Origin of the sequence: Barrientosiimonas humi (genome assembly GCF_006716095.1) — a bacterium.
In the GTDB taxonomy this organism is placed as follows: domain Bacteria; phylum Actinomycetota; class Actinomycetes; order Actinomycetales; family Dermatophilaceae; genus Barrientosiimonas; species Barrientosiimonas humi.
In genome coordinates this window covers 3,240,762-3,262,657 of sequence record NZ_VFOK01000001.1, presented here as the reverse complement: position 1 = coordinate 3,262,657, position 21,896 = coordinate 3,240,762, and the positions used below count along the sequence as shown (strand labels likewise).

Here is a 21,896-nt window from a genome sequence, read left to right as displayed (position 1 = left end):
TACATTCTGCCGGGTTTGGCGCAGAATAGGCAGGTGACCGACAGCGCCCGCTATCACCACGGCAACCTGCGGCCCGCCCTGCTCGCCCGGGCCGTGGAGGTCATCGAAGTCGACGGCGTCCGCGACATGAGCCTGCGCCGGATCGCCCGCGATCTCGGGGTGAGTCACGGCGCGCCGCAGCGGCACTTCAGCGGGAAGGCCGACCTGCTCGACGCGGTGGCGAAGCAGGGGTTCACGATGCTCGGCGAGGCCTACGCCGAGACCATGCGCAACGTCGGCGGCGGCGACCGCCTGACCGCGCTGGCGGTCACCTATCTGGAGTTCTCGATGGCCCGGCCCGAGCTGGTGCAGCTGATGTTCACCCGCAAGCACTCACCGGTCGAGGGGATGGACGAGGCGGTGGCGGAGGCCTTTCGCGTGCCGCTGGAGGTCATCGCCGAAGAGCAGCGGCGCGGCAACCTGATCGAGGGCGACCCCGAGCAGCTCGGCATCTATGTCGTCGCGGTGCTGCACGGCCTGACCTCGCTCGCCAACGCCGGCTTCATCACGGCCGGGTCGTCGCAGAGCCTGCTGGCCAGCGCCGCCGACCACGTGCTTGACGGGTTGCGTCCGCGCTGACTCTCCTTTGGGGCACGTGGTGCCCCAGAGTAAAGGCGCCGCCGGGCTCCACCCGGGCCCGACCGCACCGCACACGACGTCAGCCCACGCACAGCACGAGGCCCGCGCCGACGTACGACGCGGGCCTCGTGATCTGACCAGGGTCAGTTGTTCTGGTTCTCACCCTTGCGCTGCCGCAGCTCCTCGAGCTGCCGGGCGGCGGCGTCGCGGCCACCGAGGCCGAACGCCAGCGCCGCGGCCGCGGCACCGCCGACGACCAGGGCGCCGAAGGCGAGCTCGATGATCGAGTCGGCGATGCCCATGTACTTCAGGCCCATTGCCGAGAACAGCACGATCGTCGCGACCCGGATGACGAGCGGCGTCGCGCCCTCGCCACCGATCAGCTTGGCGAGCAGGTTCGCGATGAACACGCCCGCCGCGATGATCGCCGCGCCGAACACGACACGTCCGCCGAGCTCGAGCACCTCGCTGAGGAAGCGGGTGATCTGCGGGAAGTTGAGCGTCTGCGCCGCCATCACCGCGAAGAACAGCACGATCGCGACCTGCACGATCTTGGTGATGATCGGGGTGGCGCTCTTGCCCTCCGGCAGCAGGTCGGCGTCACGCAGCACGCGGTCCGTGCCGACGCCCTCGAGGATCTGGCCGAGGATGTCGGCCGCGAACTTCGCGATCAGACCACCCAGCGCCAGCAGCAGCAGCGCCGCCAGGATCACCGGGATGGCGTCGAAGATCGTGGTGAGCATCCGCTCCGCCGGCCGCGAGATCGACTGGATCCCGAGGATCTGCAGGGCGGCGATGCTGACGACGATCATGATCAGCGCGTACGCGATCGTGGCCAGGGTCTTCGCGATCCGCTGACCGACGCTGCCGGCGCCACCAGCCCCGGGGCCGCCCTGCTGGGCGGGCGCCTGGCCGGTCTGCTGGGCGTACTGCTGGCCGATCTGGCCACCCTCAGCCGGGTTGTTGTACGCCTGCTGCTGCTCGCGGTGGCCGGTCGCCTCGGCCGTCACCTGGTTCTGAGCGCCGCGCGCCCGACCCAGCCAGCGGTCGATCGGGAGCGCGGAGAGCGCGGTCTCGATGAGCTCGCGCACGACCTTCGCCAGGAGCGCGCCGATGACGAACACGACGCCGGCGCCGATCAGCTTGGGCAGGAACGAGGTCACCCCGTTGAGCAGGTTCTGCACGGGGGCGAGCGCCTGGTCGAGCTGGAACAGCTGGAGGACGGCGATCAGACCGAACATCCAGACCAGCAACGACACGATCTGCCCGAGCGACTGACCGATGCTCGAACCGTCGGCGCTGCTTCTCTGCAGGGCCGGGACTCTGCCGACCAGGGCCGCGAAGGCCCGGGTCACGAGTTTGGCCACGATCCAGGTCACGGCCAGGATCACGACCGCGAGGATCGCCTTCTGGGCGATGTCGGCCCAGTTGAACTCGTCCCAGAACGCGGTCTGGAACCGAGCTGGGGCCAAGGTCGGAATGGTCATCCCTTCACCTCTTCATAGGTGGCTGGCTGTCGGCTCGACAATATGGCGCTTGTCAATACATACGACGGCCCAGAAGGGTGCAGCCGGGGGACGGCTGCACCCTTCTGGGCGCGGTAGTAATCCGAACGGTCAGTCGCGCAGCGCGCGGCGGGCGTACGCCCACGCGAGCCCGAACGCGCTGGCCAGGCCGGTCGCACCGAGCGCCACGGCGCGGTTGCTGCCGCCGTCGCCGACGACACCGGTGTCGACGCGCGGGCCGGACGGGCCGCCGTCGGTGGGGGCCGCGGTGGAGCTGTCGGTCGGCGTGCTGGTGCCGGTCGCCGTCGGGCTGTGCGTGCCCGTCGCCGTGGGGCTGTGCGTGCCGGTGCCCGTCGGGCTCGCGGTCGGCTTGGTCGTCGGGCTCGCGGTGCCGCCGGTGACGGCGATCGTGCCGAGCGTGAGGTTCTGACCCTTCAGCGGCTCGCAGTCGATCTCCGACTCGCCCTGGTCGTCGGCGATCAGGACGGCCATCTCGCCGACCTTGACCGTGAGGCTGCCGGCCGTGCGCGGCGTGAACTCCTCGCCCTCGCCGGAGCCGCGGACGGTCATGGTGCCCGAGGACGGCACGCTCGCCGGGGTGTTGAAGTCGACGAGCGCGACCTGCTCCTGCGAACCCACGGTGTACAGGTGCAGGCTGCCGCCCTCCGTCACGACGGTGTAGTCGCTGTCGCGCAGCGCCTGCACGGCGTCGTTGCCCATCGTGATGCGGGCCTTGAACTGCGGCGCGTCGACGGCCTCGCCCTTGCGCACGCTCTCCGGCAGGTCGGCGCTGATGTTGAGCGTCCACGGGTCGTCGAAGGAGTAGGACTCGCCGTCCTCGGCCAGGTAGGAGCAGGCGTACTTCAGGCCGGAAAGCTCTGCGGCACTAGCGGATCCGGCGAAGGCGAGCGGCGCCATGGTCACGCCGAGGATGCCGAGGGCGGCGCCGGTGCGGGCGGCGCGCTTGGGCAGCGAGAGGTTGCTCATGAGAGTCCTTGCAGGGAGAGGCGCGGCCCCCAGGAGTCCGCGCGCGGTGACGTTGAGCGGAGCGTAGGGCCTGCCACGCGCGCGTGGGGGAAATATCGCCCAAACCCGTTCGGGCGTCAGTCGGTTCGGCCCTCGGTCGCCTCGATCGCGGCACTGCGCGACTGGATCGCCCGGAGGCGGTCGACGTCGAGCTTGCTGCTGCGGTCGAAGAAGTAGACGCCGTTCTGCTCCTGGAAGACGTCGGTGAGCTGGGTGTAGCAGTAGCCGAACATGTGCGGGTCGTCGAGCAGGACGTCGACGAGGCCCTGGAAGCGCTCGTAGACCTCCTCCTCGGACGCCACGGCCTGGCCGTACCCCCAGGAGTCGGCACCCTGCTCGGCGGCGGGATTCCACCAGATGCCGCCGAACTCGCTACAGAAATAAGGCTGTCCGCGATAGGGGAGGGACCATTCGTCTCCCTGGTTCGCGTACGGCTTGCCCTCCGCGAGCGGCGCCATGGCCGCGCGGAAGCTCGCCGGGTCCTGCTCGTAGTTGTGCGAGTCCCAGACGTCGGTCTCGTCGACGCGGTGGGCATAGCCGGACGCGTCGATGACCGGGCGGGTGGGGTCAGCGGCCTTGGTGGCGAGGAACATCCCGCGGGTGACGTCGTCGAGCACGGTGATCCGGTCGTGCCGCTTCTGGAAGGTCTCGTTGAGCGGGCACCAGCCGACGATGCTCGGGTGGTTGCGGTCGCGCTCGACGGCCTCGAGCCACTGGGTGATGTACGACGCGTCGGGCCGCTGGTTGTCGAGGCCGGGGCCGCCCGGCTCGCGACAGCCCCAGTCGCCGAACTCGCCCCACACCAGGTAGCCCATCCGGTCGGCGTGGAAGAGGAAGCGCTCCTCGAAGACCTTCTGGTGCAGCCGGGCACCGTTGAAGCCGGCGGCCATCGACAACCGGATGTCCTCGACCAGCGCCTCGTCGCTGGGGGCCGTCATCAGGCCGTCGGGGTAGTAGCCCTGGTCGAGCACGAGCCGCTGGAAGACGACCTTGCCGTTGATGCGGATCGCGAGCCCGTCGATCGTGACCGACCGCAACCCTGCGTACGTCCGCACCTCGTCGACGACGGAGCCGTCCGGTGCGAGCAGGCGCAGGCGCAGGTCGTACAGGTGCGGGTCGTCGATCGACCACAGGCGTCGCCGATCGTCAGGGATCGCAACGGTTTTCAGCGGCGTGAAGTCGGACTCCGCGCTGACGGTCGTCGTCGCGACCTCACCGTCGTCGTCGTTGAGCTGCACCTCGACGCGGAGGCCGCGACGGGGACCGGCGACCGGCAGCTCAAGGTGGAACGCGCCCGCCCCGACGTCGGGGGTGATCCGCGCGCGCTTGAGGTGGGCCGTGGGCACCGGCTCCAGCCAGACCGACTGCCAGATGCCGGTGGTGCGGCCGTAGACCGCGTCGCGGCCGTGCACCTCGCGCGTCTGCTTGCCGCGGGCCTGCCCGGCGCGGCCGTCGTCGCGGCACCGGATGGTGAGCACCGGCGCGTCGCTCAGCTCGTCGACGGGACCGAGGTCGACGGTGAACGACGTGAATCCTCCACGGTGGCGCCCCTTCTCGACGCCGTCGACCCAGACGGTCGTGTCGTAGTCGGCCGCCCCCACGTGCAGCAGCAGGGTGCTGCCCGCCCAGTCGGCCGGCACGTCGAGCGTCCGCCGATACCAGACCGCGTTGAGGTAGTCGGTCTCCCCGACACCCGACAGGTTCGACTCCGGCGCGAACGGCACGGTGATCCGCGCACCGAGGTCACCCTCGAGCAGGCCACGCTCCAACCCGCTGTCGCCCTGGTCGATCTCGAAGTCCCAGGTGCCGTTGAGGGAGAGCCAGCGATCGCGTACCCACGACGGGCGGGGATACTCCGGGCGCGGTACGTCGGGCGTGGGTCGGTTCATGGTGTCGCCTCTCGTCGAGGGTGGCTCGGTCAGGGGAGCGCGCGGTCAGGCTCGGGTGCTCTCGCGCGCGACGATCTGGTGCGGGACGACGATGTGCTCGCGGGAGCGCCGGCCGGCGGCGATCTGCTGGGCCAGCTGGTCCACCGCGGCCTCGGCCACCTCGGCGACGGGCACGCTCACCGACGTCAGCCGCGGCGTCGTGAATCCCGAGCTCGGGAGGTCGTCCCATCCCATGAGGGCGATCTCCCCGGGCACGTCGACCCCGCAGTCGTGCAGGGCGCGCAGGGCACCCAGCGCGAGCTCGTCGTTGTAGCACAGGACCGCGTCCGGCCGGTCCCGCCGCGGCAGGTCGAGGAGCCCGCCCATGGCCCGATAGCCCTGCTCGAGCCCGTAGCCGTCGGGCTGCACGACCCACGCGGGCGAGACCTTGAGCTTGGCGCTGCGCATGCGCGCGCGGAAGCCCGCGGTGCGCAGGGCGCCGGTCTCCCCTCCCGGACCGCGCTGGTGCCCGATCACCGCGATGCGGGTGCGCCCTGCGTCGATCAGGTGGCTGGTGGCCTCTCGGGCGGCCGCCTTGTTGTCAGCACCGACCCACGCCAGGTCGAACTCCGCGCCGTGCTCCCCGAGGACGACCAAGGGCGTCGTCCCCTGCGCCAGGTCACGCTCGGCGACACTGACGGCACTCACGATCGCGCCGTCCCACAAGTGGTCGAGGGTGGCCTTGCCGGCCATCTCCGCGGTGGGGGCGCCGTCGGTCTGCTCGATCGCGACCGACCAGCCCCGCTGCTGCCCGGCTCGCCCGACCGCGTCGGCGAGTGCGGCGAAGTACTGCTCGCGCACCGACGGGAGCAGAAGCCCGACGACGCCCGTCCGTCCCGACTTCAGCTGCCGCGCAACGAGATTCGGGCGATAGCCCAGCTCTGCGACCGCACGCAGCACGGCCTCACGGGTCGTCTGCGAGACATAGGGGAAGTCGTTGATGACGTTGGAGACCGTGCGCGGAGACACCCCCGCGCGGGTCGCCACCTCTTTGAGAGTCACCGCCACGAGGGAAAAGTAGCAAAATCCTTGCAACGTTGCATGCAGCGATGCAAACTCGTCGGAACGCACAAGGAGGTGCTGCCGATGTCATCGGTTCTGCAACCTGGAACGGCCCCGTGAGCAGCCGGCTGTCCCGGCGCGCCGCCGTGCTCGGCTCGTTGGCGGCGGCCACTGCGCTGAGCGGCTGCGGGTCGCCTGCCGCGCGCGGCCTGTTCGGGGTGGCTCCCCCAGAGGGCCAGCTGTCGTACTGGAACATGTTCACCGGCGGCGACGGAGCCAACATGGTGACGATGCAGGAGGAGTACCTCCGCACCCATCCCGACGTCCGACTCGACGCGACCGTCCTCGCCTGGGGCACGCCGTACTACACGAAGCTCACCCTGGCGACCTCCGGCGGCGCCCCGCCCGACGTCGCAGCGGTGCACCTGTCGCGTCTGCAGACCCTCGCCCAGGCCGACCTGCTCCAGCCGCTCGATGAGTCCCTGCTGGGCGAGCACGACCTGGATCCCGGGCGATTCGTGCCGACGGCGGTGCAGAAGTCGCGGTACGACAACCGCCTGCACGCGGTCCCGCTGGACACCCACCCCTTCGTCCTGTTCTACAACGTCGACGTGTGTCGCAGGGCGGGCCTGCTCGGCAGCGACGGGAAGCTCCGTCCGATCCGCGGGCCGGAGCAGTTCCGCGGCGCGATCGCCGCCGCCGCGCGGGTCACCGGTGGCTACGGCGGGGTCGTGAACATCACCAAGGACCCGTCCACCAACTGGCGCTGGTTCGCGACGCTCTACTACCAGCTCGGCGGATCGGTGGTGGCCGACAACGGCACCCGGGTCACGCTGGACGACGACCTCGCGGCGCAGGCGCTGGGCTTCATGCAAGGGCTGACCACGTCCGGCCTCATGCCCAAGAGCATCGACGGACCGGGCGTCACCTCGCTCTTCTCGACCGGCAAGGTCGGCTTCCTGCTCGACGGGGAGTGGCAGATCCCGACGTACGCCGGCTCGAGCCTGAAGTTCGACGTGGTCCCCGTGCCGCACGTGTTCGGCCCCAAGCCGGTGGCGTACGCCGACAGCCATGCGCTGGTGCTCCCGCGCAACGCCGAGATGGACGACCAGCGACGCGGCACGGCGCTGGACTTCGTGCGCTCGCTCATCGGGTCGAGCGTGATCTGGGCGAAGGGCGGCCACATCCCGGCCTGGCTGCCGGTGCAGAACTCCGCAGAGTTCCGCGCGATGCGCCCGCAGGCCAACTACACCGAGGCTGCGCGCACCGCGCAGTACGACCCTCCGGCGTGGTACTCCGGCGCCGGCAGTCAGCTGCAGAACCTGCTGGGTGCCGCCATCGCCACCAGCCAGACGGGCTCGGCGAAGCCGGCCCAGGCCGTACGGGAGATGCGCAAGCAGCTCGACAAGCTGGCCGCGGCGAAGCCGCCGGTGGAGTGAGGGACGAGATGGCGACCACCACGATCATCGACGACGCCGCCCCGGCCAGGACCGTGGCCACGCTGCCGACCGGAGGCCGGTCCGACGAGAACCGGGCGGGTTGGCTGATGGCGGCCCCGTTCCTCGCCTTCTACCTGCTGTTCCTCATCGGACCGGCGGTCTTCGGCCTGGTGATGAGCTTCTTCAACACCACGTCCGTACGTCCGGGGCTGGGTGAGGCGGTCGGGCTCGACAACTACCGCCAGATCTTCACCGACTCGGAGTTCTGGGCATCCATGGGTCACACGGTGTGGTTCACGGTGCTGACCGTCCCGCCGCTGGTGATCCTGGCGTTCGTGCTGGCGGTGCTGGCCGAGCGCGTCGCTCGCGGAAAAGCGTTGGTCCGCTTCATCTTCTTCGCGCCGTTCGTCCTTCCCGTCACCTCGGTCACGATGATCTTCGGGTGGCTCTACGCCGCCGAGATCGGGCTGCTGCCGAACGCCCTGGAGGCGCTCGGTCTGCCGGTCCCGGACCTGCTGGGTGAGGCGCGGTGGGGCTTCATCTCCGTCGCTGCGCTGACGGTCTGGTGGACCATCGGGTTCAACTTCGTGCTGTTCCTGGCCGGACTGCAGGACATCCCGGAGCAGGTCTACGAGGCGGCCGCGCTCGACGGGGCGAGCCCGGTGCGCACGCTGTGGTCGCTCACCCTCCCGCTGCTGCGGCCGACCGTGGTGCTGGTGACGATGCTGCAGATCCTCGCGAGCATGCAGATCTTCAACCAGATGTATCTGCTGACCGCCGGAGGCCCGGGCACCGAGACCCGGCCGGTGATGCAGTACATCTACGACACCGGCTTCTCCGACTACCGGGCCGGCTACTCCGCCGCGGCGACGATGATCTATTTCGCGGTCGTCCTGATCATCTCGGTGCTCTGGTATCTCGCGCGGGTGCGCACTCGGAAGGGAGCGGACGCGTGACCACGAATCCCCTCGACTACAACGGCCGTTCGCGGGTCTTCAAGATCTTCTCGGCGATCGTGCTCGTGCTGTTCGCCGCAGTGTGGGTGGTGCCGCTGCTGTTCGCCGGGGTGACCTCGCTGCGGCCGGAGTCGGAGATCGCGGCCGACCCCACCTCGTGGTGGAGCGAGAACTTCTCGCTCGAGGCCTACCGCAAGGTGCTCGACAGCACCCCGATGCTGACGTGGTATCTCAACAGCTTCATCATCGCCGCGCTCACCGTCGTGCTCACGGTGTTCGTGACCTCGCTCATCGGGTTCGCGCTGGCCCAGACCCGGTTCCGAGGGCGCGGCGGGGTGTTCGCGCTGGTGCTCGCCGGGTTGCTGATCCCCGGCCAGATTCTTGTGTTGCCGCTCTATCAGATCGTGCAGGGGATGGGGCTGCTGAACACGTACTGGGCGATGGTGCTGCCCGCGGTCGCCGCCCCCATCGCGGTCTTCATCTTCGAGTCGTTCTTCTCGGGCCTGCCCCGCGAGCTGATCGACGCCGCACGCGTCGACGGCACCAGCTGGTTCGGGATCTACTGGCGGATCTGCCTGCCGCTCACCCGCCCCGCGGTCGCCGCCGTCGCGATCTTCACCTTCGTCACGAGCTGGAACAACTTCCTGTGGCCGCTGCTGGTGCTCAGCAACGTCGACCAGATGACCATCCCCGTCGGGATGGCCACGGTCGCCAGCGGGTTCGGGATCATGTACGCCCAGGTCATGGCCACTGCCGTGCTCGGCGCACTGCCGCTGTTCGTGGTGTTCCTGCTGTTCCAGCGCCAGATCGTGCAGGGCGTGGCGAGCACGGGGATCAAGTAGGTCGAAGGCGTCAGAACCCTTGCAGCACAAGCGGTTCGGCAGGTTCGGGACCGCCGAGAAGCTCCGTCAGGAGCGCGGGCATCGCTCGAGGGGCGAACGCGGCCGTCGTGCTCTGGAGCTCCGCCAACGACTACCACCGGATCTCGTGCACGTTCTCCGCACGAAGCTGCTCGGGGCTCAGGCGAGGGGCCGGCGTGAAGTGCGGCACGCGTACGAGATGAATGTGGTCGACCTGGCCGTCCCACTCACCCATCGGGAAGATCGCGGTCTTGGTCCAGACCTCAGGCCCGATGTCATGAATCGCGAGACCGACCTCCTCGTCGAGCTCACGCGCGAGCGCGTCGCGCTGGCTCTCGCCGGGTTCGAGACCACCTCCTGGGTTCGCCCAGAAGCCGTCGGGCAGGTCGAGCCCGGCCCAGTCGAAGTGCACGAGCAAGACCGAGTTCGCCTCGTCCACGATGAGGGCGCGGGCACTCTCTCGCAGATTCACGTCTTGAGGCTATGCAGCCCCAGCCGGTTGCGCTGCTCGCCGCCGAACACGCCCACGTATCAACCTGCCAACGCGTGCGCCGCGATCAGCCGGCCGATCTGGCGGATGTCAACCGTTCCCCTGAACTCCAGCCGGATCTCGCCGAGTCCGCTGAACCAGAGATCCAGTTCCGCATCGCGATCGAAGGCGCCCGCGGTCTCGACCGACCACGCCTGCACCTTCGACCACGGCAAGGAGGTGTAGTCCCGCTTGGAGCCGGTGATGCCTTGGACGTTCACCGTGATCAGCCGCCGCTCGGTCATCACCACGTAGTCGCGGGCGCCCTTGTAGGCGTGCAGGACGGTCTCCGACTCAGTGAGCAGCGGATCAACATCCGCCAGCACGCGGCCCGGATCGACTCTGTCGAGCTTGACGATGGATGCGTTCTGGAAGTCGATCATGGGTCGACCGTACGGCGGCGCGAGACGGTCACGTCGTCACAGACGGACCCGGCATCGGCTTCCCGCCGCTCACCGGCGGCGCCGACCTACGCGTGACCTACCAAGTCGCGCGACGAGTGCGACCAGCCCCTCCGTGGCAACCGCCTGTGCCTGCATCGCACTCGGCACAACCATGACAAATCTCTCGGTCGGATGATCCGCCCGGGGAGCTTCGCTCTGTGGTGGCGGCTTGTCAGCGACACGCGTTGACCAGCCGCGACATCGTCAAGTCGCCCTTGTTGGCACGACAGTGCAGTGGCGGATCGCGCAAGGCCCCTCCCTCTCCACGCCCGGACGTCAGTCTCCTTCGTGTGACGGGCGTCTAGCCATCTCGCCCGTCCGCCAGGGGCTCCTCTCTAGGGCCCTCCGCATGTTCGTCTTCGCTCGAAGCCGCCTCGGCCCAAGGCCCCGGGATCCACGCGACGTCGAGCCGGCGGGCACTCGGACGGGTTCGATCTGCATTGTCATGCGCGTCGAGGGCACGCAGGGCGGCGTCGTGCCCAGGCTCGTCACCATGGTGGTGCAGGTAGTCCAGGACAATGTCGCGAGCCAAGGTTGAGGCAGCCGTGCGACGAACGAAGGCAAGCGCGTCAAGCCGATCCCGCGCCTGCGGGCTCAGCCGGATGTTGAGCTGACGGCTTGTCACGATGGGCTCTGTCGGTCCTACTGAGTAGCGTGCTACTCAACCATGGCACATACTCGCACCCCTTGTGGGGCGCCGACCAAACCGGGAAGAGGGCCAGTGACGGCTGAACCAGCACTGTTCGAGGAGCGCGTCCAACATGGCCAACCAACAGCTTCGCCCGCTCGACGAGGGGGGTCGCGCGCAGTCAGCCTGCTCGAGCCTCGCCGTTCACCCAGCAGCAGCGCATGGGGCGTAGGCGAGCAACTCGCCTACGGCGCTGCAGCCGACAGCCTGCTCCTCTTGTCGGACGCTCAGCGCGGACTTGAGCAATTGTTAGCTGCTAACGGTTACCAATCGGTCATGGGGTCCGTCAAGCTCTGCTACTTGGACCCTCCATACAACACTGGCGAACGCTTCAGGCACTACGACGATCGCAAGTCGACGGGCGAGTGGCTCGCAAACCTACGAGCGAATCTTGAGTTGACCAAGCGAGTTCTAGCTCCAGATGGGAGCATCTGGCTCCATCTTGACGATTCGGAGCAGCATCGGGCGCGCTGCATGCTGGATGATGTGTTCGGCTCTGAAGCCTTCGTTGCGACGGTGATCTGGCAGAAGCGAACAACCAGAGACAACCGCAAAGCCTTCAGCTCGATGCATGACTACATACATGTGTACGCCCCCGCAGGACCGAAAGCATGGAAGAAGGTCCGGAACGGGCTCCCCGACAAGGGTGCATTCAGCAACCCAGATTGCGACCCGCGCGGACCCTGGAGATCGGTACCCATGAACGTGCAGGCCGGACACGCAACTGCTAGTCAGTTCTACACCCTCACGACACCAACGGGCGACCGGCACGATCCGCCGCCTGGACGCTGCTGGACCTACACCGCCCGACGCCTTGCCGAGCTGGACGCCGATGGACGCGTCTATTGGCCGCGCGGGGGTAGCGGCAAGCCGCGTTTGAAGCGCTACCAGTCTGAAGTTGAGGGCTTGGCTCCGTTCACCATCTGGCCCGCGGACGAAGTGGGCGACACGGGAGGCGCCAAGCGGACTCTGCTCGCAGAATTCCCCGATCGCCACCCCTTTGACACACCGAAGCCCTTGGCTCTCATGGAGCGGATCGTTGCCATCGCCACCGACCCTGGCGACACCGTGCTCGACTATTACCTTGGTTCGGGGACGACAGCCGTGGCCGCCCAACGTTCGGGGCGCCGCTGGGTCGGGATTGAGCAGAGTGCTCAGACGGTCGAGCAGTTCGCACTGCCGCGCATCCGCGCGGCCTGGGAGTCCGCACCCGGCACAGGTGTAGGTGTGGCGCGCCTCTAGTATTCGGTGGGCGGATGACACTAGTGTACTCGTCGGATACGAAATTTCCGGTGAGGTGGATCAGAAGTGCTCAAGTTCCAGATGGCTGGGGCCACCAACGGCTACCTGCTCGAACACCTCATCCTCGAGTCGATGGGTGCGCGTCGCGGCGGAGGTATTTTCGCGTGGGCTAACTCTGGAGGCGTCAGAAGTCTGCTTGAAGATGACGCGTTCGATGAATTCTTGCTGGCGGGAAACTTCCGCCTGCTCATCGGCACAGATTCGATCACCGATCCGCCGGCAGTGGAGCGTCTGTTGGAAATTTCGACACGCCGGCCACGCCTTGAAGTACGAGCGTTCATGAGTCCATCGTCTTCGCTCTTCCACCCGAAGCTGGCCTGGTTCGAGCACGATTCTCACCTGAGTCTCATCGTTGGTTCAGGAAATCTGACGATGGGTGGTCTCCGATCCAACTGGGAGGCGTTCGCATTGCTCAAATTGAGAGGCGAAGATCGAACCGAAGCCTTGCAGGGGATCGAGTCCTTCCTCACGCACGTCACCGACCACATCCTACCCATTAGCGATCCTCGCGTGCTTGTGCGAGTCAAGCAAAACTCGGGCAATGAGCGGAGTCTGAGGACCCCGGTTCCGGCACCGCCGCCAAAATCGCCTGCGGCTGCTTCAGTAGATGAGATTCTCATCGCGGAGATCCCAAGGGCTGGGAATCGATGGGCGCAGGCCAACTTCGATCTTCACAACTACGAAAACTTCTTCGGAGCCAAGGTGGGCTCCCAGCGCCGGATCTCGCTGCGCCAGGTCGATTCCACGGGGACGATCGGTGAGCTGGAAAGTCGCCCGAGCGTCGAGGTTGCGAGCCAGAACTACCGCTTCGAATTGGCTGCAGCTCGGGGTCTGCCCTATCCTTCGAACGGTTCACCGATCGGGGTATTCCTCCGCCTCGCGACCGGCGAATTTCTTTACTCTCTTCTGCTCCCTGGAGAGCCAGGATATCAAGAAATAGAAACCCTTCTAGCGGGCAACTGGCACGGGCGTACCGACCGAAGGCGACGCGTTCGCTTCAATGAGGACCAGGTGCGCGCTGCATGGCCAACTTCGCCCCTCTGGGACGCCGCACTTCCGGCGCTTTAGTTCGTGGCGACGATGAGGGCCTCGGCCGCCCCTTCCACCGCTGCGTTCACCTCGACCCGATTGAACCTGCTGTGCGTGGACGCGTCCAATTTGACTAGGTCGACATTGGTGAAGTAGTTCGCGGCCATCTCGACGAGGTCCTGCATGGACATCAAGCGGGTTTCGCGTCGAGCTTTGGTTCCTTCGCTCATGGGAGAATAGGAAAGAACGAGAGGAACATCCAGCCGCTTGGCTTGCGCAAATAGTTCTTGGAACGCCGGCCTAACCTGGCTGCGGATACTGAACGGAGACTGGTGCCTGCCAACTCGGTAGAGACCGCGGCTGGGCGTTGCCGTCCCTGGGGTTGGCGTGACTCCAGGGTTATCATCCAGCGCGATCGTTTCCAGCACGTGGTAGAAGCGGCTGTAGTGATCACGCGTATACGGAGGATCCGCGTAAATCACGCCAACTTCTGGTCCAAGTCCTGACAGCGTCTGGTGGAAGTCAGACGTGATAGCTGAAACCCTATGGGCGGTTGGGCGCAGTGATTCGTAGCGCGCCAGCCACCGCAAGAAGGTGTCCACGACAGGGTGCTGCCGGCGTCGTGAGACGGACGCGACCCAAGATCGCTTCAGCGATCCGTCTCGATAACGTGGCTGCACGGGCTGGGCGAAATGGTTGCCGACAGTAGACACAGCATCGCTGGCTGTGCCCATGAGTGCAGCGACCAGTGTTTCATTGTTCCCCGTCACCACGCGGATCGCATGTCGAAGCGCGTCCATCTCAAGTGCCTGCAAGTAGGAAAAATAGACACCTCCGTAATACCAAGTAAGCGTCGCGCTGTCAGGTGTCAGGATACCACGTGCACGGCGTTTTGCTTCCACCAGTTGCCGCGGACCGATATCGTCGACAGCAAACGATCCATGTTCGACTAACGCCGCAAAAGATTCGAGGTCAGACTGGGTATTCGTCTGCGCATCCAACTCATACGCCACAAGTGACATGGTTTGGGGCCGGACCGTTCTTAGCCAGTCTTCTGCTACACCGAGCAAGGTGGCAACATCGTTGGACGAGACCCGATAGGGCTGAGTAAGCGCCCGTGCGAGTACCTGCGAGTACGCCTGGATATCGGCGCTGACCACCTCGCGGCGGTGCGCGAGTCGTCTCGTGACAACTGAGGTGCCTGCGAAGAGGTCACAGGCGGCTGAGCCGGGACGTGCGATTCGGTCAACGGTCTGGCCGATCGCATGAAGGTATCGAGACTTGTTCCCGATGTAATGTACCGGTCGGAAGTCCTCGCCCCCGGCATTAGACCCGCCGTGATCGTTGTATTCGCCGTCGCTATCCATCACACGATTCTCGCAGGAAAGTCGGACACAGCGCGTCTCCCGCGCCGCGCAGAGGGATCCCGCTCAGCTCAGCATGTGTTCCCGGCAGCCCTAGACGCCCACGCTACCTCCGTCTTGGACTGGTGAAGAGGGTGACAGAGGGCGTTACCAGCGTCCTGTGCACCGCGACGCACCGTCCTGGACGTTGGTCCCGAGGCTCGGCCCCCGCCCGACACACTCCTGACCGAAGGGCTGTGGCGACGTCCGCGCCACCAAACACGAAACCTCCCGGCCGGATGATCCGGCCGGGAGCTTCGTGATGTGGTGCGCGAGGGGGGAGTTGAACCCCCACGCCCTTTCGGGCACACGGACCTGAACCGTGCGCGTCTGCCAATTCCGCCACTCGCGCGAGTGCCGTCACAGTGTGCCCCAGGGACCGCCTCAGCACCAAACCGGGTCCCCGCCGGCCCGGCACGACCGGCCCGCGAGGGCGTACGACCCCGCCGAACCGGCGCCCCGCCAGACCAATCTCCGGCAGGCTGTCGAATCGACCCCAGCTCGCGCGTCAGGGGAACGAGGTCGCGCCCGCGGCCCACGTCGAGCAAGGAGATTCGCCATGACCGAATACGTCGTCCTCTTCGTCGGTGACGCCGACCGCTGGTGGACCACCATGAGCCTGGAGGAGCGCAAGGCGGGGTACACCGAGTTCCAGCGCTTCGGCGCCGAGCTGACCCGGCGCGGCCACCAGATCGTCGGCGGCGCCGAGCTGCACAGCACCGCCGACGCCAAGCGCATCGCGCCCGGGGGCGGTGCGGTCACCGACGGCCCGTTCACCGAGGTCACCGAGCAGGTCGGCGGCTTCTACCAGATCCGCACCGACGACCTCGACGACCTGATGGACTGCTGCCAGATCGTCGCCAAGATCGGCGAGGGGATCGAGGTGCGCCGCACGGTGCAGCCCGAGGACCGCCCCGAGGCCGACGCGTCGTGAGGTACGTCGTCCTCGTCGCCTGCGACTCCCGCGACTGGGAGGGGGCCGACGAAGCCACGCGCCAGACGTACTTCGACGCCCACCGCGCCTTCGAGCGGTTCGTCGACGCCCACGGGAGCCGGGTCAGCAGCGCACCGCTGTGCGACGCGGACACGGCGACCACGGTCCACCCGGGCGACGGCGAACGCGCCGTCACCGACGGGCCGTTCGCGGAGCTCACCGAGCAGATCGGCGGCTACTACGACGTCGACCTGCCCGACCTCGACACCGCGATCGCGGCGGCCAAGCTGCTGCCGCGGCAGTACACCGTCGAGATCCGCCCGACCGTGAAGATCGACGGATACCAGAGCGGGTGAGCGCCGACGTCGAGCTCGCGACGGTCGTGCGCGAGGAGTGGGGGCGCCTGACGTCCCTGCTCCTCGCGCGCTTCCGACGGCTCGACCTGGTCGAGGACGCCCTCGCCGACGCCGTCGAGGCGGCCGCCCGCCGCTGGCCCACCGACGGCGTGCCCGACAACCCCGCCGCCTGGCTGCACACCGCCGCCCGCCGCCGCGTGCTCGACCAGCTGCGCGCAGAGGCCATGGCCCAGCGCAAGGCGCCCCTCCTGCTCGTCGAGCACGACCGGACCGACACCCCCGTGCGCGCCGACCCCGGCGGTCTCGTCGAGGACGACCTGCTCCGCCTGGTCCTGATGTGCACCCACCCCGCGCTCGACCCGGCGGCCGCGAGCGCCCTGACGCTCCGCCTCGTGCTGGGTGTCAGCACCGCCGACATCGCCCGCCTCTTCCTCGTGCCCGAGCCGACGATGGCGGCCCGCCTCACCCGCGCCAAGAAGAAGATCGTCGCCGCCGGCATCCCGTTCGCGGTCCCGTCGGCCGACGCCCTCCCCGAGCGCCTCGACGTCGTCGCCCAGACCGCCTACCTCGCCTTCACGGCCGGCTACGCGCCGGGCAGCGGCCCGGATGTCGTACGAGTGGGGCTGGCCGGCGAGGCCGTCCGCCTCGTCCGCGTGGTCCTGGCCGCCCGCCCGGGCGAGCCCGTGCTCACCGCCCTGCTCGCGCTGCTCCTGCTCCAGCACTCCCGCCGCGACGCGCGCGTCGACGCCGACCGCGCGATCGTCCTACTCCCGCAGCAGGATCGGTCGCTTTGGCATCGCGACGAGATCGACGAGGCCGTACGCCTGCTGGCCTCTCCCGCCCTGTCCGGCCCGATCACGGTCCAGACCGCGTCGTACGCTCTCCAGGCCCGCATCGCGGCCGTCCACGCGACCGCACGGTCGGCCGAGGACACCCGCTGGGACGAGATCGTGCGGCACTACGACGACCTGGTCGAGCTGACCCCCACGCCCAGCGCCCGGCTCGCCCGGGCCGTAGCCCTCGCGGAGGCTGCCGGCCCGGCCACCGGGCTGCGGGCGCTCGACGGCTTGGACGAGGAGCTCCCGCGGAGCCACCGATTGCCCGCCGTGCGAGCCGAGCTGCTCACCCGGGCGGGCGAGAACGAAAAGGCTTGTGCGGCATACGCATTGGCGATCGAGCGCTGCGAGAACGACGCCGAGCGCGCCTGGCTCATCCGGCAGCACGCCACGGTCGACGATCAGCGCGACGCGCGCTGACCCCCGCCACGATCAGACGGGCAGCGGCTTGCGCCAGTCGCTGATCTGCACGCAGATGCGCGCCTGCACGTCGCCGTCCCAGTCGACGTCGAAGCCGTGCTGCTCCAGCACCTGCGCGACGTGTCGCCCGGCCTGCTCGTCGACGTCAGACGGCTCCCGAAGGAACGAGCCATAACCCAGATAGAGCAGCGCCGGCGGATCGACCAGGCGCTCCGCGTCCTGATGGTGGAAGAACACGAACTCCCTTTCCAGATAACGGTATTCGCCATTGATCACTCGATCGAGCGGCGTGCGCTCGTCGTCGATCTCGGTGAAGCCGCAGCTGGAGCAGCAGGTGAAGTTCATCCGCGCGACGACGCCCTCCTGCTCCAGCTGCCGGAACGCGGCGGAGAGCCGGTCGTAGTCGCTCGGTCCGCGGCCGCTCGCGATGCGCTGCTCGTGCTCGTCGACGACCCGCTCGACGGTCTTGAGCAGCCGCGGGTCGTCGTCGGCGAGGTCATAGGCGTCAGCCACCCGCTCGATCACCTCGTCCTCGTCGAAGAAGCCGGGCAGGAGGCTCTCGCGCACAGCCTCGGTCAGCTCCTCCTCGGTGAACTCGTCGTCGCTGTCACCCGTGCCCAGCGAGCTGCCTGGTTGCGGTCTGATCGGTGCGGTCGGACGGGTGCCCCTGAATCGGTCGAAGATCCCCATGCTCCACGGTCGCACGGCGATGCCGTCAGAATCTGCGTCATGGACAGATTCGTGCTCACCCTGCGCTGCCAGGACCGCCCGGGCATCGTGCGGGCGTTCGCCGACGGGGTCGTCGCGGCCGACGGCAACATCGTGGAGAGCCATCAGTTCAGCGACCCCGACACCGGCACGTTCACCATGCGGGTCGCGGTCGACAGCCCCGCCGACGTCGAGACCCTGCGCAGCCTCGTCGAGGAACGGGTCGCCCCGCTCGACGCCACCGTGACCGTCCGCCCCGAGGCGCAGCGCCGGCGGGTCGTCATCCTCGTCTCCAAGTTCGACCACTGCCTGGTCGACCTGCTCTACCGCCACCAGATCGGCGAGCTGCCCGTCGACATCCCCGTCGTCGTGAGCAACCACGAGACGGCGCGCAATCTCGTGGAGCAGCAAGGGATTCCGTTCGTGCACATCCCCGTGTCTCCCGAGACCAAGCCGGAGGCAGAGGCCCAGCTGCTCGATCTCGTACGCCAGCACGACGCCGACTTCGTCGTCCTCGCCCGCTACATGCAGGTGCTGTCGGACAACCTGTGCCGCGAGCTGTCCGGGCGCGTGATCAACATCCACCACTCGTTCCTGCCCGGGTTCAAGGGCGCCAAGCCGTATCACCGGGCCCACGAGCGGGGCGTGAAGCTGATCGGCGCGACGGCGCACTACGTGACGGCCGACCTCGACGAGGGGCCGATCATCGAGCAGGACGTCGTGCGGGTGTCGCACACCGCCACCGTGGCCGACCTGGTCGCGATGGGGCGCGACGTCGAGCGGCTCGTGCTGAGCCGGGCCGTGCGCCGGCACGCCGAGGACCGCGTCCTGCTCGTCGGCGCGCGGACCATCGTCTTCGACTGATCGCGGCGCGCCAGCGCGCAGAATGGCCGCGTGAAGCCCCGCGAGACGCCCCGCATCGAGATCACCGAGCTGCCCGACGAGTTGCGCGAGGTCTTCGACCGGCTGCTGTTCGGCTTCCCCGTCGAGGTCACCCGCGACGGCAAGCCGGTCGCCTCGCTCGAGGCGTCGTCGCTGGTGCTCGAGGGGCAGATCGTCTCTGCGGGCCGCAGCGCGGAGGGGTCCGACGGGTCCAACGACGGGGCCAACGACGGGGCCTCGCGGTGGTCGATCCCGCGGCCCGAGGGTGACGTCCAGGTGGTGGCGACCGCGATGAAGCTCAGCGACAGCGCGCGGCGACGGCTCGCGCAGGAGCTGGGCGAGCCGTACGTCGTGCTCGATCTCAACGAGGCCCCCGCCTCGACCGACGTGCTGATGACACACCCGGTCAGCCCGCAGCTGCTCGGCGCGCTGCGCGGCATGTTCCCGCAGGCCCGGATCATCGTCACCGAGATCGAGGACCCCGAGCTCGGCGTGAGCTACACCGGCGCCGTCACCCGCATGCTGTCGGCCGGCGCCGAGGCCTACCTGCCGCCCCGCCCGATCGGCGCGGTCGGCCAGGAGCTCAAGCGCCAGCTGGAGTCCGTACGCCCGCAGCTGGCCGCCCCCGGCACCGCACCGGGCCGCACGGGCGAGATCGGCGGCCAGGGTGCGGGCGACGGCGAGATCGGCCGCGGGGATCGGTGAGTCGGATCGGTGAGCAACCGTGCGGTAGAGCGCACGCTTCCTCACCGATCCGAGTCACCGATCCTGCTCACCGATGGAGCGATAGCGACCCGCCGCGCTCACTTCGTGCGGTTGTCGATATCGGCCACGATCCACGCCGTGTCGGTGAGGTTCAGCTTGAACCTGCTGATCAGGCGCGCCTCAGCGATGGTTTCCACCGTCGACCCGGAGCTATCGACGATGCGGCCAGGATGCTGGCGTACGTCTGCGTCGACGGTGACGACGTCGGCCGGGTCGGAAGCCTTCTGCGGCAGAGCTCGGACACTGCCGAGGGTCAGCACCTTGCCGGTCTGACGCCGGTCGAACCGGTCGTCGAGCTCGATCTCACGGGACAGGTCGGAGCACGGGACGCAGCCGACGGTGCCGAGGCTCTGGAACTCCTGCCACTGAGCCGGATTGCCGGCGACCTTGCGGTAGACGTCGACGTAGTGCCGCACGAACTTCTCCGCGCCCTCAGGGGTCGCAGCGAAGGTCCGGGGCACCGGCGGCTTCGTGGTCGACGGGGTTGGTGGCGCGGTGCTCGAGGCCGTGGTTGCCGTTGTGGATGCCGACGACGTGCCGACGGCTGCCTCCTGCGTCCCGCCCGAACCACCGCACCCGGCGGTCAGGCCCACCCCCAGGACGAGCCCGGCCGCTGCAGCTGGTCGACACCGCGCCAGTCCCGCGCGGCGCTCACTCATTGACCAGGCGGTTCTTGGCGGTGACGATCGTCAGCTGCTGCGACGGGCCGGCGACGGTGGCGGTGCCGGGGATCGGCACGTACGCGCCGCCGTTCACGCTGAACTCACCGCCGTAGACCGTCGAGGCGCTCACCGTGACGGTGCCGGCCTTGTCGTACTTGTGCGTGATGTCGCCGGTGGGGTACGGCCCGCCGAACGAGCTCGTCGGTCCGCTGCTCGTGCCGTCGCCGAACACGAAGTTGTTGCTCTTGAACGTCGGCTTGATCCGCACCTGCTGCCCGAGCAGCGTCACGGTGCGCACCTCGTCGGGCTGGAAGCCGTCGCTCGGCCAGCTGATCTCGAAGTACGTCGGCAGCGTCACCAGCGTCCGCCCACCCACCGGCTGCGTGCGCAGGGCCGGTTTCGCGAAGGGGGTCTTGGACCACGCGTCGCGAATCATGGCGAGAGTCAGCTGCGGTCGACTGGCACCGCCCGGCACCAGCTCGGGGTAACACGTCGTGCCCACCTGACGCCAGCCTGTGGGCTCTTGTCCGGGGAACACCTGGCGGCGGAACACTCGGACATATGGCCCGTTCGCATCCGGCACGTTCTCGCATGCAGTCAGCGCGGGCGAGCACACGAGGCCACCATCACTGTTCGGTCCATTCTGTCCGCATGCCATCACCGTGTTGTACTCGTACGGCACCTTCGCAGGAACCTTCGTGCCGGCTTTCGCGGAACCTTCGTAATCCCCAACAGACGGCAGCTCCTGGGTTTCCGTCCTGCTAAGACCGTTATAGATCGCTTCTTCCTTGACAGCACCGTCTACCTTGCCGGCGTGCGCGGCAGGGAGCGCCAGCAACCAGAGGCCCAGGAACGCACAGCCGGTCGAAGCTATCCGGGGTCTCACAGCTCCCCCTCATACGGCTGAATCCGGGCGACCTTCCATCCACTGTCCGTCCAGGTGAGCGTCATCGCCATCTTCACCTGCTGAGCAGAGATCTTGTCGATAACTTTGCCATCAGCCGTTACAACATTGCCTGGCAACTGGTCCACCAGCGCGAACACAACACCGGGATCCGTTTCCGACTCACTCTTCAGCTTGAGAACCCTGGCCGAGGGGCCGCTTTGGTGAGCCCCCTTCTTGACCCAGCCCTCAATCTCGTCCGACAAACGCTTGCAAGAGGCGCACTCGGGCTGCGCCAACGACTTCAGGTCGGGCACCTTTGAGGGTTTCTGACAGGCCTCGTCGTACGTCGACCAATACGCCCGCACGAACGCCTCCGCCCCGGCGGGAGTCTCCGGGTACTTCTCCGCCATCGACTGAGTCGTCGCCGACGTACTCGTGGTCGTGGTGGGTGGGGCGCTGGACGTCGAGCTCGACGTGGTGGCAGGTGCCGGCGTCGAGGACGCGGCGCTGGTCTCCGACCCGTCGGCGGAGCCGGTGCAACCGGCGACCAGGAGCGCGATCCCCGCGGCTGCGGTGGCGCGTACGAACGATGTGACAGTCACGGGAAGCCCCTCCACTGGCGTGCACGAAACCCCGGCAGTATGTCCAGCCGGCGCCTGCCACCCCGGGCTCGCGACCGTAAAGAGTTGTTAAAGCATCGCCGTGATTCCGGGGCCTGC

22 protein-coding genes and 1 tRNA gene are annotated in these 21,896 nt (G+C 68.0%); 11 read left to right on the top strand and 12 right to left on the bottom strand.

The genetic code is table 11. The annotated features are described in order from the left end of the window. Positions 1–33: 33 nt before the first annotated feature. Positions 34–618 carry a TetR/AcrR family transcriptional regulator gene (locus FB554_RS15130; protein WP_170206914.1) on the top strand — a complete coding sequence of 195 codons (585 nt, stop codon included), beginning with the start codon at positions 34–36 and terminating at the stop codon, positions 616–618. A gap of 143 nt (positions 619–761) precedes the next feature. Here the strand turns inward: FB554_RS15130 and FB554_RS15125 are convergent, their stop codons facing one another. From FB554_RS15125 to FB554_RS15110, 4 genes are all read right to left on the bottom strand, one after another. Beyond that, positions 762–2,105, bottom strand: coding sequence for a mechanosensitive ion channel (locus FB554_RS15125; RefSeq protein ID WP_142007208.1), 1,344 nt, complete (start codon positions 2,103–2,105; stop codon positions 762–764). Positions 2,106–2,234: 129 nt separating this feature from the next. Next, on the bottom strand, positions 2,235–3,110 hold the full coding sequence (locus FB554_RS15120) for a DUF6801 domain-containing protein (protein WP_142007207.1): 876 nt from the start codon (positions 3,108–3,110) through the stop codon (positions 2,235–2,237). A 116-nt stretch (positions 3,111–3,226) separates the two neighbouring features. Then, the gene (locus tag FB554_RS15115; protein WP_142007206.1) at positions 3,227–5,038 is read right to left on the bottom strand and encodes a glycoside hydrolase family 2 protein; all 1,812 of its coding nucleotides are present in this window, start codon (positions 5,036–5,038) and stop codon (positions 3,227–3,229) included. A gap of 45 nt (positions 5,039–5,083) precedes the next feature. Next, complete coding sequence (locus FB554_RS15110) at positions 5,084–6,079, bottom strand: LacI family DNA-binding transcriptional regulator (protein WP_170206912.1); 996 nt, start codon at positions 6,077–6,079, stop codon at positions 5,084–5,086. Between the two features lie 116 nt (positions 6,080–6,195). Here FB554_RS15110 and FB554_RS15105 point away from each other — a divergent pair, with 116 nt between their 5' ends. Genes FB554_RS15105 through FB554_RS15095 form a run of 3 tightly spaced genes read left to right on the top strand, consistent with a single transcriptional unit; the run spans position 6,196 to position 9,316 of the window. Further along, positions 6,196–7,518, top strand: coding sequence for an extracellular solute-binding protein (locus FB554_RS15105; protein ID WP_170206911.1), 1,323 nt, complete (start codon positions 6,196–6,198; stop codon positions 7,516–7,518). An 8-nt stretch (positions 7,519–7,526) separates the two neighbouring features. Next, positions 7,527–8,474, top strand: coding sequence for a carbohydrate ABC transporter permease (locus tag FB554_RS15100; RefSeq protein WP_142007203.1), 948 nt, complete (start codon positions 7,527–7,529; stop codon positions 8,472–8,474). Next, entirely contained in the window at positions 8,471–9,316 is an 846-nt protein-coding gene (locus tag FB554_RS15095; RefSeq protein ID WP_211344617.1) for a carbohydrate ABC transporter permease, read from the top strand. The genes FB554_RS15100 and FB554_RS15095 overlap by 4 nt, the downstream gene beginning before the upstream one ends. Before the next feature lie 130 nt (positions 9,317–9,446). Here FB554_RS15095 and FB554_RS15090 read toward each other — a convergent pair whose 3' ends face one another. Then, positions 9,447–9,806 carry an NUDIX domain-containing protein gene (locus FB554_RS15090; protein WP_142007202.1) on the bottom strand — a complete coding sequence of 120 codons (360 nt, stop codon included), beginning with the start codon at positions 9,804–9,806 and terminating at the stop codon, positions 9,447–9,449. Positions 9,807–9,865: 59 nt separating this feature from the next. After that, complete coding sequence (locus tag FB554_RS15085) at positions 9,866–10,246, bottom strand: PH domain-containing protein (RefSeq protein WP_142007201.1); 381 nt, start codon at positions 10,244–10,246, stop codon at positions 9,866–9,868. A 1,024-nt stretch (positions 10,247–11,270) separates the two neighbouring features. Between FB554_RS15085 and FB554_RS15080 the strand changes: the two genes are divergently transcribed. Then, on the top strand, positions 11,271–12,236 hold the full coding sequence (locus tag FB554_RS15080; protein ID WP_170206909.1) for a site-specific DNA-methyltransferase: 966 nt from the start codon (positions 11,271–11,273) through the stop codon (positions 12,234–12,236). A 66-nt stretch (positions 12,237–12,302) separates the two neighbouring features. Beyond that, on the top strand, positions 12,303–13,364 hold the full coding sequence (locus tag FB554_RS15075; protein ID WP_142007199.1) for a phospholipase D family protein: 1,062 nt from the start codon (positions 12,303–12,305) through the stop codon (positions 13,362–13,364). Here FB554_RS15075 and FB554_RS15070 read toward each other — a convergent pair. Beyond that, on the bottom strand, positions 13,361–14,692 hold the full coding sequence (locus FB554_RS15070) for a DNA adenine methylase (protein ID WP_142007198.1): 1,332 nt from the start codon (positions 14,690–14,692) through the stop codon (positions 13,361–13,363). The two genes, FB554_RS15075 and FB554_RS15070, sit on opposite strands and share 4 nt — an antisense overlap. A gap of 301 nt (positions 14,693–14,993) precedes the next feature. After that, positions 14,994–15,080, bottom strand: a tRNA-Leu gene (locus tag FB554_RS15065). A 207-nt stretch (positions 15,081–15,287) separates the two neighbouring features. Here FB554_RS15065 and FB554_RS15060 point away from each other — a divergent pair. From FB554_RS15060 to FB554_RS15050, 3 genes are read left to right on the top strand one after another with little or no spacing between them, the layout of a single operon-like run. Continuing rightward, positions 15,288–15,662, top strand: a complete 375-nt coding sequence (locus tag FB554_RS15060) for a YciI family protein (RefSeq protein ID WP_142007197.1) — start codon at positions 15,288–15,290, stop codon at positions 15,660–15,662. After that, entirely contained in the window at positions 15,659–16,018 is a 360-nt protein-coding gene (locus tag FB554_RS15055; protein WP_142007196.1) for a YciI family protein, read from the top strand. Before FB554_RS15060 ends, FB554_RS15055 begins: the two co-directional genes overlap by 4 nt. Then, the gene (locus FB554_RS15050) at positions 16,015–17,274 is read left to right on the top strand and encodes an RNA polymerase sigma factor (RefSeq protein ID WP_142007195.1); all 1,260 of its coding nucleotides are present in this window, start codon (positions 16,015–16,017) and stop codon (positions 17,272–17,274) included. Before FB554_RS15055 ends, FB554_RS15050 begins: the two co-directional genes overlap by 4 nt. A gap of 12 nt (positions 17,275–17,286) precedes the next feature. On the opposite strand, the gene FB554_RS15045 is transcribed toward FB554_RS15050, so the two are convergent. Beyond that, complete coding sequence (locus FB554_RS15045; protein WP_142007194.1) at positions 17,287–17,964, bottom strand: DUF6891 domain-containing protein; 678 nt, start codon at positions 17,962–17,964, stop codon at positions 17,287–17,289. A gap of 39 nt (positions 17,965–18,003) precedes the next feature. On the opposite strand from FB554_RS15045, the gene purU reads away from it, so the two are divergent. Together purU and FB554_RS15035 are read left to right on the top strand one after the other, a co-directional pair. Continuing rightward, positions 18,004–18,846: a formyltetrahydrofolate deformylase gene (purU, locus tag FB554_RS15040; protein ID WP_142007193.1), complete on the top strand. Its 843-nt coding sequence runs from the start codon at positions 18,004–18,006 to the stop codon at positions 18,844–18,846. Positions 18,847–18,876: 30 nt separating this feature from the next. Continuing rightward, positions 18,877–19,569: a hypothetical protein gene (locus FB554_RS15035; protein WP_142007192.1), complete on the top strand. Its 693-nt coding sequence runs from the start codon at positions 18,877–18,879 to the stop codon at positions 19,567–19,569. A gap of 98 nt (positions 19,570–19,667) precedes the next feature. On the opposite strand, the gene FB554_RS15030 is transcribed toward FB554_RS15035, so the two are convergent. From FB554_RS15030 to FB554_RS15020, 3 genes are all read right to left on the bottom strand, one after another. Next, positions 19,668–20,288 carry a hypothetical protein gene (locus FB554_RS15030; RefSeq protein WP_142007191.1) on the bottom strand — a complete coding sequence of 207 codons (621 nt, stop codon included), beginning with the start codon at positions 20,286–20,288 and terminating at the stop codon, positions 19,668–19,670. Continuing rightward, positions 20,281–20,727: a hypothetical protein gene (locus FB554_RS15025; RefSeq protein WP_142007190.1), complete on the bottom strand. Its 447-nt coding sequence runs from the start codon at positions 20,725–20,727 to the stop codon at positions 20,281–20,283. Before FB554_RS15025 ends, FB554_RS15030 begins: the two co-directional genes overlap by 8 nt. 446 nt (positions 20,728–21,173) lie before the next feature. Beyond that, complete coding sequence (locus FB554_RS15020; RefSeq protein WP_170206908.1) at positions 21,174–21,779, bottom strand: hypothetical protein; 606 nt, start codon at positions 21,777–21,779, stop codon at positions 21,174–21,176. Between the last annotated feature and the right edge of the window lie 117 nt (positions 21,780–21,896).

Bases quoted from the DNA above. Each gene is read 5' to 3' on its own strand.
- FB554_RS15030 (WP_142007191.1), bottom strand. From the start codon at position 20,288: ATGAGTGAGCGCCGCGCGGGACTGGCGCGGTGTCGACCAGCTGCAGCG.
- FB554_RS15070 (WP_142007198.1), bottom strand. From the start codon at position 14,692: ATGGATAGCGACGGCGAATACAACGATCACGGCGGGTCTAATGCCGGG.
- FB554_RS15120 (WP_142007207.1), bottom strand. From the start codon at position 3,110: ATGAGCAACCTCTCGCTGCCCAAGCGCGCCGCCCGCACCGGCGCCGCC.
- FB554_RS15100 (WP_142007203.1), top strand. From the start codon at position 7,527: ATGGCGACCACCACGATCATCGACGACGCCGCCCCGGCCAGGACCGTG.
- FB554_RS15060 (WP_142007197.1), top strand. From the start codon at position 15,288: ATGACCGAATACGTCGTCCTCTTCGTCGGTGACGCCGACCGCTGGTGG.
- purU (WP_142007193.1), top strand. From the start codon at position 18,004: ATGGACAGATTCGTGCTCACCCTGCGCTGCCAGGACCGCCCGGGCATC.
- FB554_RS15085 (WP_142007201.1), bottom strand. From the start codon at position 10,246: ATGATCGACTTCCAGAACGCATCCATCGTCAAGCTCGACAGAGTCGAT.
- FB554_RS15045 (WP_142007194.1), bottom strand. From the start codon at position 17,964: ATGGGGATCTTCGACCGATTCAGGGGCACCCGTCCGACCGCACCGATC.
- FB554_RS15080 (WP_170206909.1), top strand. From the start codon at position 11,271: ATGGGGTCCGTCAAGCTCTGCTACTTGGACCCTCCATACAACACTGGC.
- FB554_RS15025 (WP_142007190.1), bottom strand. From the start codon at position 20,727: ATGATTCGCGACGCGTGGTCCAAGACCCCCTTCGCGAAACCGGCCCTG.
- FB554_RS15125 (WP_142007208.1), bottom strand. From the start codon at position 2,105: ATGACCATTCCGACCTTGGCCCCAGCTCGGTTCCAGACCGCGTTCTGG.
- FB554_RS15115 (WP_142007206.1), bottom strand. From the start codon at position 5,038: ATGAACCGACCCACGCCCGACGTACCGCGCCCGGAGTATCCCCGCCCG.